The 14,386-nt window shown below is 69.0% G+C and carries 13 protein-coding genes; 8 read left to right on the top strand and 5 right to left on the bottom strand.

Going from position 1 to position 14,386, the window contains the following annotated elements:
* Nucleotides 1–49 precede the first annotated feature (49 nt).
* From Q3A80_RS07395 to Q3A80_RS07375, 5 genes are all read right to left on the bottom strand, one after another.
* The gene (locus Q3A80_RS07395; protein ID WP_446328407.1) at nt 50–1,522 is read right to left on the bottom strand and encodes an amidohydrolase family protein; all 1,473 of its coding nucleotides are present in this window, start codon (nt 1,520–1,522) and stop codon (nt 50–52) included.
* A 103-nt stretch (nt 1,523–1,625) separates the two neighbouring features.
* Complete coding sequence (locus Q3A80_RS07390; protein WP_446328406.1) at nt 1,626–3,104, bottom strand: sodium:solute symporter family protein; 1,479 nt, start codon at nt 3,102–3,104, stop codon at nt 1,626–1,628.
* Nucleotides 3,101–3,349, bottom strand: coding sequence for a DUF3311 domain-containing protein (locus tag Q3A80_RS07385; protein ID WP_446328405.1), 249 nt, complete (start codon nt 3,347–3,349; stop codon nt 3,101–3,103). The genes Q3A80_RS07390 and Q3A80_RS07385 overlap by 4 nt, the downstream gene beginning before the upstream one ends.
* 39 nt (nt 3,350–3,388) lie before the next feature.
* On the bottom strand, nt 3,389–4,459 hold the full coding sequence (locus tag Q3A80_RS07380) for a porin (protein ID WP_446328446.1): 1,071 nt from the start codon (nt 4,457–4,459) through the stop codon (nt 3,389–3,391).
* A 365-nt stretch (nt 4,460–4,824) separates the two neighbouring features.
* Entirely contained in the window at nt 4,825–5,733 is a 909-nt protein-coding gene (locus tag Q3A80_RS07375) for an IclR family transcriptional regulator (protein WP_446328404.1), read from the bottom strand.
* Between the two features lie 294 nt (nt 5,734–6,027).
* On the opposite strand from Q3A80_RS07375, the gene Q3A80_RS07370 reads away from it, so the two are divergent.
* From Q3A80_RS07370 to Q3A80_RS07335, 8 genes are all read left to right on the top strand, one after another.
* A complete protein-coding gene (locus tag Q3A80_RS07370; RefSeq protein WP_446328403.1) occupies nt 6,028–7,110 on the top strand; it encodes an ABC transporter ATP-binding protein in 1,083 nt (360 codons plus the stop codon).
* On the top strand, nt 7,111–8,073 hold the full coding sequence (locus Q3A80_RS07365; RefSeq protein ID WP_446328402.1) for an ABC transporter permease: 963 nt from the start codon (nt 7,111–7,113) through the stop codon (nt 8,071–8,073).
* Entirely contained in the window at nt 8,070–8,864 is a 795-nt protein-coding gene (locus Q3A80_RS07360) for an ABC transporter permease (RefSeq protein ID WP_446328401.1), read from the top strand. The genes Q3A80_RS07365 and Q3A80_RS07360 overlap by 4 nt, the downstream gene beginning before the upstream one ends.
* 2 nt (nt 8,865–8,866) lie before the next feature.
* Nucleotides 8,867–9,211 (top strand): (2Fe-2S)-binding protein, encoded by a 345-nt coding sequence (locus Q3A80_RS07355; protein WP_446328400.1) that lies wholly within the window; start codon nt 8,867–8,869, stop codon nt 9,209–9,211.
* Nucleotides 9,208–10,653, top strand: coding sequence for an FAD-dependent oxidoreductase (locus tag Q3A80_RS07350; RefSeq protein ID WP_446328399.1), 1,446 nt, complete (start codon nt 9,208–9,210; stop codon nt 10,651–10,653). Before Q3A80_RS07355 ends, Q3A80_RS07350 begins: the two co-directional genes overlap by 4 nt.
* Nucleotides 10,646–11,800, top strand: coding sequence for an NAD(P)/FAD-dependent oxidoreductase (locus Q3A80_RS07345; RefSeq protein WP_446328398.1), 1,155 nt, complete (start codon nt 10,646–10,648; stop codon nt 11,798–11,800). The genes Q3A80_RS07350 and Q3A80_RS07345 overlap by 8 nt, the downstream gene beginning before the upstream one ends.
* Nucleotides 11,797–12,843 (top strand): ABC transporter substrate-binding protein, encoded by a 1,047-nt coding sequence (locus tag Q3A80_RS07340; RefSeq protein ID WP_446328397.1) that lies wholly within the window; start codon nt 11,797–11,799, stop codon nt 12,841–12,843. Before Q3A80_RS07345 ends, Q3A80_RS07340 begins: the two co-directional genes overlap by 4 nt.
* 175 nt (nt 12,844–13,018) lie before the next feature.
* A complete protein-coding gene (locus Q3A80_RS07335; protein WP_446328396.1) occupies nt 13,019–14,356 on the top strand; it encodes an MFS transporter in 1,338 nt (445 codons plus the stop codon).
* The last annotated feature ends 30 nt before the right edge of the window (nt 14,357–14,386 follow it).

The raw sequence follows: 14,386 nt of genomic DNA, 5'->3' as shown, positions 1-14,386 counted from the left end.
CGGCCGCGCCGACGCTGCGCCGCGCGAATCGCCGCGAACGCTGCGGCGTTCAATAGCGGCTACGCCCCCACAGCGTCTTCGGCTCGTCGAGCAGGTGACGCAGGCCGCTGCGCGCGATCGTCGTCTCCGCGACCGTCATCACGCGTTCGAGAATCTCGCGCTCGTCGACCGACAGCACGCGCCGGTCCTCCATCAGCACGCGGCCGCCGACCATCGTCATGCACACGTCGGCCGCATTCGCGAAACACGTGACGCGGTACACGGGCATGTTCATCGGCATCATGTGCGGGCGGAACAGGTCGACGAGGATGACGTCGGCCAGCTTGCCGGCTTCGAGCGAGCCGATCTCGCGATCGAGCGACAGCGCCTTCGCCGCATCGATCGTCACCATCTCCAGCACCTTGCCGTGCGGCAGCACGTCCGGGTCGCGGAAATGGCGGCGATGGTAGTGCATGCACTGCCACATGTGGCGGAACATGTCGTAGCCGCGATCGGGCGCCGCGCCGTCCGACGCGATCGCGACCGTCACGCCCGCATCGATCAGTTCGGGCACCGGGCAGCGGCCGACGATCGACATGATCGCGCTCGGGTTGTGGACGATCGCGGTGCCGGTTGCCACGCACGCGGCGACGTCGTCGTCGGTCAGGTCGATGCTGTGCGACATGAACGACGTCGGGCCGAGCAGCCCGAGCTCGCGATGCGCGAACGCGAGCGTGCCGGCGCGGTGGCCGTCCTGCGTGAAGGTCAGGCCGCGCTCGCGCGCGAGCGCGCCGTAGCGTGCGGCCTGGTCGCGGAACTCGCGCTCGTACTGCGCGAGTTCCGGATCGTGTTCGGGCCCATACACCGGCAGCGTGATCGCGATCCGGATTCGACCGTCGGCGTCGCCGTGGCATTCGTCGACGATGTGCTCGCACACGTCGTACATCGTGTCGAAATCGATGTCGCGCGTATCGCTGCCGCCCGGCGTGTGACGCGTGTAAGCACGCGGTGACGGCGGGCGCGACGGGCCGACGGCGACGATCGAGCGCGTGCCGGTGCGCACGACTGCATCGCAATGGCGTCGTGCGTAGACCGGATCGTCGACGCGCATGATCGAATTGCCGCCGCCGAGCAGCGACACGCCCGTCGTCACGCCGGCCTTCAGCCGCTCGAGCGCCGCGAGATGCGATTCGGTTTCCCAGAACGCTTCGTCCGATGCGCGCGTGTAGATCGTTTCGGCCGCGGCCGACCATGCATCGCCGTCCGCGCCGCCGATCGTGCGCAGCATCGCATGGCCCGCATGCGCGTGCGAATCGATCAGGCCCGGCAGCACGGCCTTGCGGCGCGCGTCGATCGTGCGCGCGGCGCGATAGCGCGCCTGCAGCTCGGCCGTATCGCCGACCGCGACGATGCGATCGCCGTGCACCGCGACCGCGCCGTTCTCGATCACGCGCCGCTGCGGGTCCATCGTGATCACGCAGCCGTTCGCGATCAGCGTGTCGATTGCTTCGCGCCGGTCGCCGGCCTTGTCTTCGGTAGTCATCGTATGGAGTCCTGTTTCGGTTCGAAATGATGCGCGTGCCGCCGAACGAAAAAGCCGCCGGACGGCTGCCCGGCGGCTCGGCGGCAGGGCGCCGCACGGATAGTCACGCGGAGCGGACCGGTGCAGCCACCCGCGCCTTCAGCTTGCGCTGCACCGCGCTGATCGCGACGAACACCGCCGCGTTCACTGCGAGCGCGACGAGCCCCGGGTTGATCGACGTCAGCGTGGTCGATGCGCGCGGGAACAGCGATGCGAGCGTCACGCCGTAGTAGTTCGTCATCGCGATCACGATCGCTCCGGCGACGATCCCCGCGAACGCGCCTTCCCGCGTGCCGAACGGCCGCTTCAGGAAGCTCGATGCGAGCATCGGCACGAGCTGCGTGAGCAGGCTCGACGAGAAGATCGCGAGCGTGACGAAGGTCGCGCCGCCGCGCAGCACGAAATACACGACCACCAGCGTGAAGATCGGCAGTGCGATCCGCGCGACGCGCGTCACCTGGCGATCGGTCGCATCGGGTGCGAAGCCTTCGCGGTAGATGTTGCGCGCGATCGTCGTCGACGCGTTCAGCATGATCAGCGAGCCCGGCACCAGCGCGGTCAACAGGCCCGTGCCGCCGACGATGCCGACGAACCATGCGGGGAACGTCTGCTTCACGAGGCGCAGCAGCGCGAGGTCGGTCTGCGCGCCTTCGAGCCCGTGCACCGTCATCACGGCCGCGAAGCCGACGAGGAACAGGAACGCGATCAGCACCTGATACAGCGGCATCAGGATCACGTTGCGGCGCAGCGCGCGTTCGTCCTTCGCGACGTAGATCGCGGTGAAGCCGTGCGGATACAGGTAGTAGCCGAGCGACGTGAGCAGGATCGTCGAGTTGTACCAGCTCAGGTTGAAGCCGTGCTCGGGCATGCGCAGCAGTTCGGGATGCGCGGCATCGATCTTCGCGAACATCTCGCCCAGGCCGCCGTAGTAGTGCATCGGCAGGTACAGGCCGAGGAAGATCGCGATCGCGAGGATCAGCACGTCCTTGAAGATCGCGATGCTCGCCGAGCCGTGGATGCCCGACACGACCATGTAGACGGCCATCAGCGTCGCGGCGATCCAGATCGCAGCGGCCTGCGGAATCAGCCCGTACGACATCTCCGACACGATCACGCCGAGGCCGCGCAGCTGGATCATCAGCAGCGACGCCATCGCGAACACGGCGACGACGGACACCAGCACGCCGATCGCGCGGCTGTCGTACTTCGACGCGAAGTAGTCGGCGAACGACACGAGCCCGCGCGCCTTCGCGTAGCGCCACACCGCGGGCAGCATCCAGTAGCCGATCACGAATGCGAGACAGCCGTACGACAGGATGTAGAACGCGGGCACACCCTTGCTGTAGGTCCAGCCGCTCGCGCCGAGGAACGAGAACGTCGAGAACGCCTCGCCGGCCATCAGCAGGAACGTGAGCAGCGAACCGAAGCCGCGCCCGCCGACCGCCCACTGCTCGAGCGTGAGCTTGCGGCCGCGCCGCGCCATCACGCCGATCGCGAGCGCGAACACGGCGAACGCCGCGATGATGACGATCGAGGCGTTCATCGCGCGTCTCCCGTGCGGCCGGCGCGGGCCACTTCGTGCGCGCTGTGCTCGCCGCGCTGGTCGCGTTCATCGCGTTCGTCGAGATGGAACAGGATCGCGAGGATCGCGGCGGTGGCCGCCATCCAGATCAGGTTCCACACGAGCAGGAACGGCAGGCCGAACAGCAGCGGCCGCACCTCGGCAATCGAGCCGCCGGTGTACATCCCGACGAACGGCAGCGCCGCCAGCAACAGTTTGAATTTCATCGTTGTCTCCTCCGGAAGACGCGCGAACGCGTCAGGACATCAGAACTTCTGGCGGATGCCGACTACCGCCGCCACCTGCGACGTCGTCGACGACGGGCCGTCGGTCCCGTCGATGCACGCGTGGCCGACACCGGACGACGCCTTCTGGTAGAAGCCGTTCACATACACGTCGGTGCGCTTCGACAGCAGGTACTGCAAGCCGGCCGACACCTGCTGATAGTGGCCGCCGGCGTCGCCGCGCGCGACCTTCGTATACGTGTAGCCGGCCGCGGCCATCAGCGCGGGCGTGATCAGGTAGCGCACGCTGCCTTCGTAGTTGCCGAAACGCAGCGCGCCGCCCGTCGCCTGGCCGAAGTTCGAACCCGTGTACAGCAGCCCGAGCGTCGCCTGCCCGATCGCGTAGCTCGCGCCCGCGCCCCAGATCTGCTGGCGCACCGCGCTCGACAGGCCCGCGCCGAACACCGACGCCGAGCCCGGGTAGTAGTTGTCGGATGCGACGGCGCCCGTCGCGCTCGCGGCCGGATGGTTCACGCGCGCATAGGCCGCGCCGGCATTGAGCGGGCCGTGCGCGTACGTGACGCCCGCGCTCCAGCTGTTGTCGTTCGCGAAGCCCGTCGAGTTCGAGAACCCGTACAACAGGTTCGCCTGCAGCCCGGCGATCGTCGGCGACACGTACTTGACCGCGTTGTTGGTGCGGAACGTGTTGTTGATGTCGTCGTTGTCGAACGGGTGCGTCGAGTACTGCGCGAGGAAGCTGCTCATCTGCAGCGAGCCGAGGATGTCCTGCGTCGAGTTGTACTGGCGGCCGAGCGTCACCGCGCCCCAGTTCGCGCCGCTCAGGCCGACCCACGCGGAGCGGCCGAACATCCGGCCGCCCTGCCCGAGCGCGCCGTTCGCGACGTTGAAGCCGTTCTCGAGGCGGAAGTTCGCCTTCAGGCCGCCGCCGAGATCCTCGCTGCCGATCAAGCCCCAGCGCGGACCCGACTCGTTGCCGCCCGTGAACTGCCACAACGCGTGGCCCTTCGCGTTGTTCGCGTAGGTCACGCCGGCGTCGACGATCCCGTACAGCGTCACCGTCGACTGCGCGTGCGCGGCGCCGGCGAACGCCATCGCAACGGTCGCGCTCAAGCACGCGACACCCGTGTTCCTGCTCATCATTCGCACCATCTCCGTCGTCTCCGCTCCAAACCGTCTTGTCGATGTTGTGTTGTGTTTTTGTCGATGCTGGCCATACGCGCCGGTCGGCTTGTATAGACAGTGGCTGGATGGTATCCAGCCGCAATCGCATCAAGAAATGAAATGTTCAACTGGCCGGCAGTTGAAAATCGAATGGAGGCGAACGAAGCGGAAAAAGGCGGAGAAAGCGCGCGCCCGCAAGCCAATGGAAAGCGTGGAGGCCCGCCGGACGCGGCGCGGTTTGGTCAGACGTGAATGCTTGCGTAAGCAAGCTGACGAAACGGCGACGCGCGATGCGTCTATACGGTTTTCCCGGACAGGCCGTGCATCGGTCGCCGCAGCGCCGCATCGAACGGATTCGTGCGCGGGCCGATCGCGTCGGCCTGGCGCCGCAGCAGTTCGACGACCATCGGCATCCGGTCGTCGTCGAGCCGCGACGCCAGCGTGCCGACGCTCAGCGCGCCGACCGGATAGCCGGTGCGATCGAGGATCGGCACCGCGACGCCGGCCATCCCGTCGAGCACGCCGCTGTTGCGGCCCGCGTAGCCGAGCTGCCGCACGCGTTCGATCTCGGTGCGCAGGTACACCTCGTCGAGCACGCCGTAGCCGCGAATGCGCGGCACGTTGAAGCGGATCACTTCCTCGCGCTCGGCTTCGGGCAGGAACGCGAGGATCGCGAGACTGCCCTGCCCGACGCCGAGTGCGATGCGCCCGCCGATGTCGCCGGTAAACGAGCGGATCGGGAACGGGCCTTCGCACAGGTCGAGACACACCGCATCGAAGCCGCTCTTCACCAGCAGGAAGATCGTCTCGCCGAGGCTCGCGCACAGCCGCAGCAACGCGGGCCGGCACAACGTGCGCATGCTGCTCGGGTTGCCGGCCAGCGCGGCGAGCGCGAAGAAGTCGACGCTCAGCCGGTACAGCTTCGACTGCTCGTCTTGCTCGACCATCCCTTCGGCGATCAGCGATTGCAGGATCCGGTGCGCGGTGCCCTGCGTGAGGCCGACGGCCTTCGCGAGATGCGTGACGCGCACGCCGTCCTGCTGCATGCCGGCCAGTGCGCGCAGGATCGCGAACGCGCGCTGCAGCATGCCGGTGCCCGGAGCGCCGCGCGTGTCGGCGGCGTCTGTCGCATCGGTAGCCGCGTCCGCGTCCCGGTCTGGCATGCGCGCGGCAGCCGACGTTCCGCGCGAATGGGGTTCCTGCATGCCGGCTCTCCTCGATGATTTCGTTCAATGGAATAGGCGAGCCGCCATTGTCGTCCCGCCGAAAAACGCCGGGCATCCGGGTGTGCACGGGATTGACGGGCGCCTTTCATCGTCCTGCGGCCCTTCATTCAACGGAACGGTTCGCGATCGTTTCGTCGATCCATTCCGTTCAATGGAATTTTTTGGAAATTCCTCTCGTTGAGCAGAATTCGAAATTGACGCTCCGAAATATGGCTGGCTAGAGTCCGCGTCAATGACACACCGGCCATCCGGTGTGCGCACCCGGAGCTTCCCATGTCGTTTCTCACGCTTACGGATCTGACGAAATCGTTCGGCGAGCTCACCGCCGTCGCGGACGTCAACCTGTCGGTCGAACAAGGCGAATTCGTGTCGCTGCTCGGGCCGTCGGGCTGCGGCAAGACCACGACGCTGCAGATGATCGCCGGCTTCGTCGACGTCACGCGCGGCCGCATCGCGCTCGACGGGCACGACATCACGCACATGAAGCCGAACCGTCGCGGGCTCGGCATCGTGTTCCAGAGCTATGCGCTGTTTCCGCACATGAGCGTCGCCGAGAACGTCGGCTTCGGCCTCGACATGCGCGGCGTCGACAAGGCCGAGCGCGCCGAGCGCATCCGCGCCGCGCTGGCGCTCGTGCGCCTCGACGCGCTCGCGCACCGCTTTCCGCGCGAACTGTCCGGCGGCCAGCGGCAACGCGTCGCGATCGCGCGCGCGGTCGTGATCGAGCCGCCGGTGCTGCTGCTCGACGAGCCGATGTCGAACCTCGATGCGAAGCTGCGCGAGGAAATGCAGTTCGAATTGCGCGCGATCCAGCGCAAGATCGGCACGACGACGATCATGGTCACGCACGATCAATCGGAAGCGCTGTCGATCAGCGATCGCGTGGTCGTGATGGAAGCCGGCCGCATCACGCAGACCGATACGCCGTACCGCGCGTACGAACGCCCGGAAAACCACTTCGTGTCGCAGTTCATCGGCAAGGCGAACCTGCTGCCCGGCACGATCGTCGCGCACGACGGCGATGCGATCCGGATCGACCTCGGCCACGATCTCGCGGAAACGGGGCGTACCGCCCACCTGCCGGCGCGCGAGCGCGACATCCGCGTCGGCGATGCGGTGTCGGTCTGCATCCGCCCCGAGAAGCTGCGGCTGTGCGCGCCCGGTGCGGGCCGTTTCGCCGCGACCGTCACGAGCCGCTTCTTCCTCGGCAGCCAGTGGCTGTACCGCGTCGACAGCGCGCTCGGCGAAGTGCTCGTGTGCTGCCAGAACGAAGGCGCGGAGCCGCTCGCGGAAGGCGCGCCGGTCGGCGTCGACTGGCACAGCGACGCGGTGCGCGTGATGCGCCGGGAGGTCTGAATGGCACAGCCTACCCGCCCGCTGCCGAGCGCCGCCGCGGCCGCGGCGCCGGCCGACGTCGCACCTCCCCGTGCGGCCGGCGGCCGCGCGCCGCGCGCGACCTGGCGTGCGCATGCGCCGCTGTGGCTGATGTGCGCGCCCGCGTTCGCGCTGTTCGCCGCGCTGGTGCTCGTGCCGCTCGCGATGACGTTCGCGCTCACGTTCTACCGCTACGATCCGGCCACCGGCCCGATCGCCGCGTTCCAGTTCGGCAACTATGCGGAAGTGCTCGGCTCGTCGTATTTCCATACGATCTTCGCGCGCACGTTCGGCATCGCCGCGCTGACCACCGCGATCTGCGTCGCGATCGGCACGCCGGAAGCGTACGTGCTGTCGAAGATGCGCGACCCGTGGCGCTCGCTGTTCCTGCTCGTGATCCTCGCGCCGCTGCTCGTGTCGGTCGTCGTGCGTGCGTTCGGCTGGAGCATGCTGCTGAACACCAGCGGGCTCGTGAACCAGGCGCTCGCGCTCGTCGGCCTCGGCCCGTACAAGCTCGAATACACGACGTTCGCGATCGTGATCGCGCTCGTGCACGTGATGCTGCCGTTCATGGTGATTCCCGTATGGACGGCGCTGCAGCGGCTCGATCCGCAGACCGAATATGCGGCGCTGTCGCTCGGCGCGTCGCCGTTCACGACGCTGCGCCGCATCGTCGTGCCGCAACTGATGCCGGGCGTGCTGTCCGGCAGCCTGATGGTGTTCGGGTTGTCGGCGAGCGCATTCGCGATTCCCGGCCTGCTCGGCGGACGCCGCCTGAAGGTCGCGGCCACCGCCGTCTACGACGAATTCCTCGGGTCGCTGAACTGGCCGCTCGGCGCGACGATCGCGGTGCTGCTGCTCGTCGCGAACCTCGTCGTGATGCTCACCTACTACCGCGTGCTCGAACGCCGCTACGCGCGCAGCCTCGGAGGCGCTTCCCGATGAGAAAGAACGGCCCTGTCGCGCTGGCATTCCACACGCTCGTGATCCTGTTCGTGCTCGCGCCGCTCGCGATCGTCGTGCTGGTCGCGTTCACGCCCGACGAAACGCTGACGCTGCCCACGCACGGCCTGTCGCTGCGCTGGTTCCGCGCGATCCTCGACTATCCGGACTTCGTCACCGCGTTCGCGAACAGCGTGAAGCTCGCGTTCGCATCGGCGACGCTGTCGCTCGCGATCGCATTGCCGGCGGGGCTCGCGATCGGCCGCGCGACGTTTCCCGGCCGCGCGTTCCTGAACGGGCTGCTGCTGTCGCCGCTCGTGATCCCCGGCCTCGTGCTCGGCATCGCGCTCTTGCGCTTCTTCGCGCTGATCGGCGCGACCGGCTCGTTCGCATGGCTCGTGGTCGCGCACATGATCGTCATCACGCCGTTCGTGATGCGGCTCGTGCTCGCGTCCGTCGCGGGCCTCGACCGCAGCGTCGAGCAGGCCGCGTGCTCGCTCGGCGCCGATGCGTGGATGACGTTCCGCCGCATCACGCTGCCGATGATCGTGCCGGGCATCACCGGCGGCTGGCTGCTCGCGTTCATCAACAGCTTCGACGAACTGACGATGTCGATCTTCGTCACGTCGCCGCAGACCGTCACGCTGCCGGTGCGCATGTACATGTACGCGACCGAATCGATCGATCCGATGATGGCATCCGTATCGGCGCTCGTCATCTTCATCACCGCCGGCGCGATGCTGCTGCTCGATCGCGTGTACGGCCTGAACCGCATCCTGATCGGCCAACATTGACGATGACTTCCGTTTCCCGTTCAACCGGCACCGTGGACGACGGCGCGCAGTTCGTGCGCGTCGCCGAGCGCGAGCGCGACGCCGTCGCGTTCACGCTCGACGGCCGTCCTGCACACGCGCTCGCCGGCGACACCGTGCTCACCGCGATTCTCGTCGCGCAGCGCCGCGTGCGCGTGAGCGAATTCAGCGGCAAGCCGCGCGCAGGCTTCTGCCTGATCGGCGCGTGCCAGGACTGCTGGGTGCGCACCGAAGCCGGCGCGCGCGTGCGCGCATGCTCGACGCCGATCGCCGACGGCATGCGCATTCTCACCGGCGCGCAACACGCCACGGACGGAGACGCATCATGAGCGATGTACTGCGACCGGTGATCGTCGGCGCGGGGCCGGCCGGCGTGCGCGCGGCCGAGGCGCTCGTCGACGCGGGGCTGCATCCCGTCGTGATCGACGAGAACGCGCGCTGGGGCGGCCAGATCTATCGCCAGCCGCCGGCCGGCGGCACGTTCGCGCGCGGCAAGCGCGCGCTGTACGGCTTCGAGGCCGCGAAGGCCGACGCCGTGCACCGGACGATGGCCGCGCTGCTGCCGCACGTCGACTACCGGCCGAACACGCTCGCGTGGGCGTGCGGCGCAGGCCGCGTCGACACGCTGCAGGACGGCCGCGAGACGACCGTGCCGTTCTCCCACCTGATCGTCGCGAGCGGCGCGACCGATCGCATGCTGCCGGTGCCGGGGTGGACGCTCGCAGGCGTCTATACGCTCGGCGGCGCGCAGGTCGCGCTGAAGTCGCAGGGCTGCGCGATCGGCAGCCGCATCGTGTTCGCGGGCACGGGGCCGCTGCTGTATCTCGTCGCGTATCAGTACGCGAAGGCCGGCGCGCACGTCGCGGCCGTGCTCGATACGAGTCCGCTGCGCCGGCAGGCTGCCGCCGCCCCGGCGCTGCTGCGGATGCCGTCGACCTTCGCGAAGGGGCTCTATTACATCGGCTGGCTGCGCGCGCACGGCGTCGCGATCGAAACCGGCGTGACGCTCGAGCGTGTGCTCGGCGAACGGCACGTCAGCGGGCTTGCGTGGCGCGCGGCCGGCAGCGACGCGCCGCCGCGGACGATCGACTGCGACGCGCTCGGCCTCGGCTTCGGGCTGCGTTCGGAAACGCAGCTCGCCGATCTCGCCGGGTGCCGGTTCCGCTTCGATCCGCTCAACGGCGCATGGCTGCCGGAACGCGATACGGCCGGGCGCACGTCGGTACGCGGCATCTACGTCGCGGGCGACGGCGCCGGCATCGCGGGTGCGGATGCGGCCGAGGCGTCCGGGCGCCGCGCGGCGCTCGCGCTGCTCGACGATGCAGGCATCGCGATGCCGTCGCCATCGCCGGCGCGGGCCGGCAAGCCCGATGCAGCCGCACTGGAGCGCACGCTCGCCCGGCTCCGCGCATTCCGCGTGGGCCTCGAAGCGGCGTTCGCGCCGCCGGCCACGCTCGCCGCATGCTGCCCGGACGACACGATCGTGTGCCGCTGCGAGGAAATCGACGCGGGCACGCTGCGGCGCTGCATCCGCGGCGGCGGCGCAACCGAGCTGAACCGGCTGAAGGCGCTCACGCGCGCCGGCATGGGGCGCTGCCAGGGCCGCATGTGCGGCGATGCGACCGCGCTCGTATTGGCCGCCGAAACCGGCCGCCCGCTCGCGGATGTCGGTCGGTTGCGCGCGCAACCGCCGGTGAAGCCGTTCCCGATCTCGGCCGCGCTCGCCGGCGACGACGTCGCAGCGATTCCCGACGAGGCGCGCGATGAGTGAGCTTCGTCACCACTACGATGTCGCGATCGTCGGCGGCGGGCTCGTCGGCGCGTCGGCCGCGCTCGCACTGACGCACCGCGGGCTGCGCGTCGCACTGTTCGAGCGCCGCGATTGCGGCGCGCAGGCAAGCGGCGTGAACTACGGCGGCGTGCGCTGCCAGGGCCGTCCCGTCGAACAGCTGCCGCTCGCGCTGCGCGCGCGGCGCATCTGGGATCGCCTGCCCGAGCTGATCGGCATCGACGGCGAATTCGTCGTGTCGGGCCATTTGCGGCTCGCACGCAGCGACGCCGATCTCGATGCGCTCGACGCCTACGCGACGCTCGCCGGCGAGCACGGCCTGCCGCTGCAGGTGATGCGCGGCGACGCGTTCCGCCGCCGCTATCCGTGGCTCGGCCGTGCGGCGCTCGGCGGCTCGCTGTGCGCGACCGACGGACATGCGAACCCGCGCATCGTGTCGCCCGCGTTCGCGCATGCGGCCCGCGCGGCCGGCGCGGACGTGTTCGAGCACACGCCGGTCGACGACGTCCGGCACGACGGCACGCGTTTTCAGGTCGATGCGGGCGGCCGTGCGTGCACGGCGACGTGGCTGCTCAACTCGGCCGGCGCGTGGGCGAACACGATCGCCGAACGCTTCGGCGAAGCCGTGCCGATGGAGCCGATCTATCCGAACATGTGGGTGACCGAACCGCTGCCGCCGTTCATCACGCACAACCTCGGCGTGTACGGCGGCGGCGTGTATGCGCGGCAGGTCGCGCGCGGCAACTGCGTGATCGGCGGCGGCCGCGGCCGCGGCGACGGCGAGTTCGGCCAGCCGTCGGTCGACACGACGCGCGCGGTGATGCGCGATGCGTGCGCGCTGTTGCCCGCGCTGCGCGACGCATTGCTGATCCGCACGTGGAGCGGCGTCGAAGGCTGCACGCCGGACCACAACCCGGTCATCGGCGCGAGCCGCACCACGCCGAACCTGCTGCACGCATTCGGCTTTTCCGGCGGCGGCTTCCTGCTCGCGCCGGGCGTCGGCGACGTGCTCGCCGATCTCGTCACGGCCGGCGAAACCGCCACGCCGCTCGATGCATTCTCGATCGGCCGCTTCGTCCGCGAAGCGACGCCGACCGCCCCTTTCCGTCAAGAGGAGACTCAAAAATGAAACTGCTCGGAACGATCGCGGCGGCTGCCGCCCTCTGCGTCGCAGGCGCCAGTGCGCCCGCGTTCGCGCAAACGAAGACGATCTACGTCGGCATGAACGGCGGCCCGATGGAAAAGGCCTATACGAGCCAGGTGCTGCCCGACTTCGAGAAGGCGAACAACGTGAAGGTCGTCGTCGTGCCCGGCACGTCGTCGGACGTGCTCGCGAAGCTGCTCGCGAACCGCAACAAGCCGCAGATCCATGTCGCGTTCCTCGACGACGGCGTGATGGCGCGCGCGGTCAGCCTCGGCGTGTGCCAGAAGCTCGACGATTCGCTGGTGCTGAAGGAGCTGTACCCGTTCGCGCGGATGAAGGACGACGTCGGTGCGGGCGTGCAGCTCGGGATGACCGGCATCGCGTACAACAAGAAGCTGTTCGCGGACAAGGGCTGGGCGCCGCCGACGTCGTGGATGGATTTCGCCGATCCGAAATACAAGGGCAAGGTCGTGTTCCAGTCCGCGTCGAGCAGCACGTTCGGGCTGCACGGCTTCCTCGCGATCAACCGGCTGCTCGGCGGCAGCGAACAGAACGTCGAACCCGGCTTCAGCAAGTGGGCGAGCACGGTCGGGCCGAACGTCGTCGAATACATTCCGAACTCGGCGAAGATCTCCGAGATGGTGCAGACGGGCGAAGCCGGCCTGTTCCCGCTGACGCCGACCGGGGTCGGCGACCTGCAGGACAAGGGCATTCCGGTCGCGTATGCGAACCCGAAGGAAGGCCCGGTGCTGCTGCTCGTCGACCTGTGCGTGGTCGCGAACAATCCGGATCCGCAACTCGCGCAGAAGCTCGCGCAGTTCCTGCTGTCCGCGCCCGCGCAGACGAAGGCGGCCGAGGCCGGCAAGCAGATCCCGACCAACCGTCTCGCGAAGATGCCGGCGGCGATGCAGCAGAGCCTCGGCAACGTCGACGATCTGGTGCGCAAGGTGACGGTGGTCGACTGGGCCGCGATCAACGCGCGCCGCGCGCAGTGGGATACGCGCTGGAACCGGCAGATCGAGCGGTAAGCGGGTGCGGGGCGCGTGCGGCGACGGCCGCGCGCGCGGCGACCATCATTTGCGGGAGTGATGACACTGCCCTTTTTCTGCGGATTTGACCGGGGCGGCGGTGCCGACAACACTAGCCCGCAGTGCCGCATGCATCGCGAAGACGGCACGCGCCCCGCCCCCTTCAGAGTCCGCCATGTACCCGACCGACACCGTGCAGTCCCAGAGCGCCGCCCGGCCGCTCGCCGACCGGCAGCTTCGCCGGATCGTCATCGCCTCCGTCGCCGGCAACGCGATGGAATGGTATGACTTTTTCGTCTACGGCACGGCGGCCGCGCTCGTGTTCGGCCACGTGTTCTTTCCGCCCGGCGCTTCGCCGCTTGCGGGCAGCCTCGCGGCATTCGCCGCGTTCGCGCTCGGCTTCGTCGCGCGGCCGCTCGGCGGGATCGTGTTCGGCCACGTCGGCGACCGCTACGGGCGCAAGGCGTCGCTCGTCTGGACGCTGCTGATCATGGGCGCGTCGACGTTCGCGATCGGCCTGCTGCCGACCTACGCGCAGGTCGGGCTGTGGGCGCCGGCCGCGCTGGTCGTGCTGCGGCTGCTGCAAGGCATCGCGTCCGGCGGCGAATGGGGCGGCGGCGTGCTGATGATCAGCGAGAACGCGCCGCCCGAACAGCGCGGCTACTACGCGGCGTGGAGCCAGCTCGGCGTCGGCGGCGGCTTCGTGCTGTCGTCGGCCGCGTTTCTCGCCGCGCAGGCGCTGCCGGACGACGCATTCCGCACCTGGGGCTGGCGGCTGCCGTTCCTCGCGAGCATCGCGATCTTCGCGATCGGCATCTATATCCGCCGCCACCTGCCCGAAAGCCGCGACTACGAGCAGGCCGGCAAGCGCGGCGCGCACACGCATCTGCCGATCGTCGAATGCATCCGCCGTCATCCGAAGGAAATCCTGCTCGCGATGGGGCTGCGCGTCGCCGAGAACGGCGGCGCGTACATCTTCCTCGCGTTCTCGCTCGTCTACGGCAAATACGTCGGCATCCCGAACGGCGTGATGCTGACCGGCGTGATGATCGCGATGATCGTCGAAATGGCCGCGATGCTCGCGTGGGGCCGGCTGTCCGACCGGATCGGCCGCAAGCCCGTGTACCTGATCGGTGCGCTGAGCCTCGTCGCCTGCGCGTTCCCGTTCTTCTGGCTGCTCGACACGCGCGCGACGCCGCTCGTGTGGCTCGCGCTGACGGTCGGCACGGCGGTCAGCCACGGCGCGATGATCGGCACGCTGCCCGCGCTCGTCGGCGAACTGTTCAGCACCGAAGTGCGCTATTCGGGCGTCGCGCTCGGTCACGAAGTCGCGTCGATCTTCGCGGGCGGGATGTCGCCGCTGATCGCGACCGCTTTGCTCGCGCGCTATCACGCGTCGTGGCCGGTGTCGCTGTTCCTCATTGCGCTCGGCCTCGTCACCGTTGCAACGCTGTGCGTGATGCGCGAAACGCGCACCCCATCCGTCTCCGGCACGCACGGCGACACGCGATGATCGCGCTCACCGCACGGCTGCGCGCCGTGC

The sequence above is a fragment of the Burkholderia sp. SR8 genome, assembly GCF_052851275.1.
The sequence above is the reverse complement of the archived record's forward strand: the minus strand, read 5'-3'. Positions and strand labels throughout refer to the sequence as shown.